The sequence below is a fragment of the Pseudomonadota bacterium genome, assembly GCA_022361155.1.
Taxonomy (GTDB): domain Bacteria; phylum Myxococcota_A; class Polyangia; order Polyangiales; family JAKSBK01; genus JAKSBK01.
This window is the reverse complement of record JAKSBK010000027.1, coordinates 1-4894: the sequence shown is the minus strand read 5'-3', so window position 1 is coordinate 4894 and position 4894 is coordinate 1. Positions and strand designations below refer to the sequence as shown.

General features: G+C 64.3%; 5 protein-coding genes. 4 read left to right on the top strand and 1 reads right to left on the bottom strand.

Going from position 1 to position 4894, the window contains the following annotated elements:
• Positions 1 to 127: 127 nt before the first annotated feature.
• From MJD61_00810 to MJD61_00795, 4 genes are all read left to right on the top strand, one after another.
• Entirely contained in the window at positions 128 to 640 is a 513-nt protein-coding gene (locus tag MJD61_00810; protein MCG8553820.1) for a hypothetical protein, read from the top strand.
• 123 nt (positions 641 to 763) lie between these two features.
• Entirely contained in the window at positions 764 to 1204 is a 441-nt protein-coding gene (locus MJD61_00805; GenBank protein ID MCG8553819.1) for a VOC family protein, read from the top strand.
• Positions 1205 to 1478: 274 nt separating this feature from the next.
• Positions 1479 to 3200: a DUF1592 domain-containing protein gene (locus tag MJD61_00800; protein MCG8553818.1), complete on the top strand. Its 1722-nt coding sequence runs from the start codon at positions 1479 to 1481 to the stop codon at positions 3198 to 3200.
• Positions 3197 to 4621 carry a DUF1552 domain-containing protein gene (locus tag MJD61_00795; protein ID MCG8553817.1) on the top strand — a complete coding sequence of 475 codons (1425 nt, stop codon included), beginning with the start codon at positions 3197 to 3199 and terminating at the stop codon, positions 4619 to 4621. Before MJD61_00800 ends, MJD61_00795 begins: the two co-directional genes overlap by 4 nt.
• 47 nt (positions 4622 to 4668) lie before the next feature.
• On the opposite strand, the gene MJD61_00790 is transcribed toward MJD61_00795, so the two are convergent.
• Positions 4669 to 4894 (bottom strand): hypothetical protein (locus MJD61_00790; protein ID MCG8553816.1); only part of this gene is annotated, 226 nt, incomplete at its 5' end.

Here is a 4894-nt window from a genome sequence, read left to right as displayed (position 1 = left end):
GAGGAATCTTGTGGACGGTCGACCGAATATCTGCTCTGCTGGATTTCACTTGCGGTGGCCTTCTGTTCGTCGCTGAAGAGTTGAATGTTGCAGTTCGTTTCTTCGCGATTTACAGAGGCTTCCGCAAGTGCTTTCAGCTACATCGACGCCGTTTTATGCAACCTGGGGGTATACGCTGGAGGCCGAAGGGTTCTCCGATTCCGTGGACCAGCTCATTCAGGCGATCCTTGCCGAGCGCATGAAACCGGATGCCGAGCCGGCCGCCATAGCTCGTAGTGTGGTCGCGCACCTCGATCGGTCGAGCGATGCGGGCTGGCTGGAGGAGGACCGAGACGAGCTGTTGGCCAGGTTAAGGCCGGGCACGCAGCGCGAAAAAGCGATCACACCGCGGTTGTCGGCACCCCAGGAGCTTGCCACCGCCGACGCGGACCGCTTCCTCAAGGCAGCAGAGGCAAACGCAGCCGAGCGCTTCGAAGTGGCCTGGCACACCATAGAGCCCCTGACAGCAGCATACCCCAACAGCTACCGGGTGCAGGAGCTGGCTTGCCGCGTGGCGCTCAGTCTAGGGGACGAAATGCACGAGATCCGCGGCCGTTGCCGCCGCATGTCCGAGCTCGCGCTGCAAGGACACGCGAAGTAGTTGGCTTGGCCCAGGCCGACTCCTGCCTCGGGCTCGCCCCAAAAAAGGCGCGGCCACGCACTCGGTCCTCGCCGATGCCGATTCTCACAATACTAGAGTCGCGGCTGATGCTAGAAGAGCCTAATGACTGACGATTCACCCGTTCTCACCCCACGGCTCATCGTTTCGAGCTCGGCCGATGCGATCGCCTTCTACTCGGAGGTTTTCGGCGCCAAGGAATTGGAGCGCTACGCAAGTCCGGAAGGACACATCATGCACGCGGCTATCTCGATTCGCGGTGCGATCATCTCGCTCGCGGACGCTCACGACAACTGGTACCCGCCTCACCGGCCAGAAGGATCACCGGTGTTGATGACCTTGATGTGCGACGATCCAGACTCCGTTGCGCAACGAGCAGAGGAACACGGCGCCAAGATCCTCATTCCGGTGGCCGATCGGTTCTACGGCTACCGAGAGGGGCGGATCCTCGACCCGTTCGGGCACCTGTGGATCGTGTCCAAACCTAACAAGAAGATGTCCCCTGACGACATTCAGCGTGGCGTTGACGAGTTTGGAAAGCAGTAGCAGTGAAGTGAGCCATACGACCGGGACATCTATCTCGTTACGAACCAGCCTCATCACTGCAGCGAACGGGTGGCGGGCCGTATTGTCGTAACGGACGGCGGGACTCGCTGCGCGAGCGGGCGGCGCAACCGCCCCGCCTGCAGATGGACAAGGGGCTGGACCGCTCTCGGATCACGCGCACCCGTGCCCTACACGTAGGTGAAACGACGACCGAGACTCCGACAGTGCGTTTGACCACTGGAATTTTTTACTCATCATGTAGACACCGGCTGTAATGTCGCTGTTTCCTCTACCCCGCACTACCAGGCTGTCGTGGCTCCCGTTGCTCGTCGCCGCGTGTGCGGTGTACGGATGCTCGATCGAGTTCTCGGGCAGATCGAAAAAGCGAGCATCTGAAACCAACGCACCGCCCGGGCTGCCGCCGGGCCTTGCGCCTGTTCCGGGGAGCGAGCCCGAGCCCCCAGCGCCCGCAACGCGCGTGGCCAGGCTCACACACGCGCAGTGGCACAACAGCGTGCGCGAGCTATTGCGCCTCGACCCGGGCGGCGAGCTCACGGCGAAGCTGCGCTCCGATCCCGCGCAAAACGGCTTCATCTTCGACGACAACGTGGCCAGCCTGGAGGTCGACGAGGCCTTGTGGAACGGCTACCGGCGAGCCGCGGAACAGGCCGCCGAGCTGGTCACGTCGAATCCGATCTTGCTCGGGCGCCTGCTGCCGCCAGGTCCCGGGGATCCCAACCTGCTGGCGCAGACGTTCATCCAGCAGTTCGGCATGCGGGCCTACCGGCGCCCCCTGACGGCACTCGAAGTCGATCGCCATCTGCAGCTGTTTTATGCCGCAGCGCCGCTGTACCCGGGCCTTGCGAGCTTCGAGGCCGGCATTCGGCTGTTGATCGAGACCTTCTTGCAGTCGCCTCATTTCCTGTACCGCGTCGAGAGCAGTACGCAGCAGGCAGGTGGTCTCATCCCGCTCAGCAGCTACGAGGTGGCGTCGAGGCTTTCCTACCTGCTGTGGAACAGCATGCCCGACGACGCGCTGCTGGCTGCCGCTGGCCGTGACGAGCTCGTACATCCGGATAGGCTGGCCTTCGAAGCGCAGCGTCTACTTGCCGATCCACACGCGGCCGACGCGATCGACGCCTTTCACGAACAGCTGCTCGAGATCGACCGCGTGATACACGCGCACCCCTCGCGCGCTCTATTCCCCGACGTCACCGATCGGCTCGCAGCGGACGCCGCGCGCGAAAACCAGCTCTTCGTGCGCGATGCCGTGCTCGCGCAAGGGGCCGATCTTCGGAGCCTCCTGACCTCGCCGGCGACATTCGTGAACGCCGAGCTCGCTCGCATCTACGGCGTGCCAGGCAACTTTGGAAACGACTTCGTGCCCGTCACCCTCAACGCGGCGGAGCGTAGCGGCGTGCTCACGCAAATAGCCTTCCTGGCGGGCAACGCCACATCCGTGGACCCCGATCCCATTCACCGCGGCGTATTCATCGCACGGCGGATCGCGTGCTTGCCCATCGCGGCGCCTCCAGCGGACATCCCGCCGCTGCCGGACCCGATGGGGCGCACCAACCGCGAGACCGTGCAAAGCCATACCGAACAGCCGGGCAGCGTCTGCTCCGGCTGCCACACCCCGCTGATCAACCCCTTCGGGTTTCCGTTCGAGCACTACGATGCAGTGGGCAGCTACCGCAGCCACGATCGCGGGCTTCCTGTGGACGCGAGCGCGGCGCCCCTGATCGGAGGCGTGCAGGTTGCCGTCACCAGCGCCGTGGAGTTGACTCAGGCGCTCGCGAAAAGCCCCGAGGTGCACGAGTGCTACGTACGCCACTGGCTTCAGTTTGCCTACGGGAGGCCCGACACCCACTCCGACCAAGCGCTGATCAAACGCCTCACCGAAGCCTCGCTGGCGGGCACGCCGGTGAGGGAGCTGCTGCTGGGCTTGATCCAGACACCGGCCTTCTTGGCACGCAGCAGCGAGGAGCTTCCATGAGCGTTTCGCGCAGATATGTGCTCAGAGGCCTCGGCGGCGCGGCCTTGTCCCTACCGTTGCTCGAGGGCTTGTTGCCGCGGCAGGCACGGGCCCGGGCCGAGCCGGCCACCTTTGCGGTGTTCTTTCGCCAGGCGAACGGTGTTGCAGCCGAGCAGAGCTCGCCGCTGAGCAGCCAGCGCGAGCCCGAACGCTTCTGGCCAAGCTTTGCGGGGCCGCTCACCCCGCAAACGCTCGCGGGGCGTGCGCTCGACGAGCTTGGCGCCGTGAGCTCGAAACTGCTCGTGGTGGGTGGCGTCGACATGGAGGACTTCGACTACGGCGACGGCCATGCCCGTGGCGCACTGCAGGGCCTGACGGCCCAAGGACCTACGCAACGTGGCGCGGGCGGGGATTCCGAGGCCGCGGGCGAGTCCATCGATCACCGCATCGGCCGTGAGCTCAATCCGGGCGGGCGGGATTCGTTGTTTCTATGCGCGGGCAAGGGCGGCGGTTGGCTCGGCGGCCCCTGCATCTCCTACCGCGCCTCGGGCAGGCGTCGCGCGGCCATGCGCAACCCGCTGAGCGCCTACCAGACAGTGAGCGGCCTCGGCTCGCAGCCCTCCGAGCAGGCGGCGCAGCTCGTCGCCATGCGCCAGCGCAGCATCAACGATTTGGTGCGCGAGCAGATGCAAGCACTGATGGCGCGACCCGAGCTCAGCACGAGCGATCGACAGCGGCTCGAGCTTCATTTCAACAGCATTCGAGAGATCGAGCTTGGGCTGGCCTGTCAGCTGAGCGAGCAGGATCAGCGGCTCTTGGATGGCGCCGGCGCGATCTACGACAGCATCGACGGAGACGAGGTGCTGCAAACCGCGCGCCTTCACATGAACATCGTCGCCTTGGCGATCGCGTGCGGCTACACGCGCTCGGCGGCCATCCAAGTGGGTGCGGGCAACGACGGCCGAACCAAATATCGTGACCCCGATACTGGACAGCTGATGGAGAACTACCATTACGTTTCGCACCGTCGCCTGTCGCACGACAGCAGCGGCTCGGTGATCCGCAACTCCGATATCTTGCACCACAAGATCGATCGGCAGTTCGCCCAGACCTTCCGCCACCTGATCGAGCGCTTGAGCGCCTACGCCATGCCCGACGGAAGCACGCTGCTCGATCACGGCGTAGCCGTTTGGTACAACGACAACGGCAACGGTCCCGGGCACTCGCCAAGAAACGTACCGTTCATCCTGGCCGGCAGCTGCAAGGGTACCCTCAAACAAGGCCAGTTCATCAAGCTGCCCGACTCGGGCGGCTCGAACCACGCGCGCCTGCTCAACACCATCGGTAGCGCTGTGGGCCTACGTAAACCAAGCGGCGCGCCCATCGACGATTTCGGCGACAGCACGCTCGCAAGGGCGCCGCTCGGCGAGCTGTTGGTTTAGCTAAATAGACACTACTCCGCAGGGGCGCGGTGACGAAAAGGGGCCCATCAAGCCACCTCGCTGATGAGAGGCGGAATGTCATTGTCTGGGCACCAAGGAGCCGCGGCGGCGATGGACCAGTTGATGAGATCATCGAAACGCCCTGCCTTGAGGTAGCTGCGTAGCAGGATCATGCCTTCGGCGTTTTGCTGCTTCCAGAACTTGGCATTGCTCTTCATGCGCAGGTTGATGACGCGGCGCATGGCGCTTTCGATGGCACCGCTTCCGCGAGGG

Coding starts and splice junctions, on each gene's coding strand:
- MJD61_00805 (MCG8553819.1), top strand. CDS start 764: ATGACTGACGATTCACCCGTTCTCACCCCACGGCTCATCGTTTCGAGC.
- MJD61_00800 (MCG8553818.1), top strand. CDS start 1,479: ATGTCGCTGTTTCCTCTACCCCGCACTACCAGGCTGTCGTGGCTCCCG.
- MJD61_00795 (MCG8553817.1), top strand. CDS start 3,197: ATGAGCGTTTCGCGCAGATATGTGCTCAGAGGCCTCGGCGGCGCGGCC.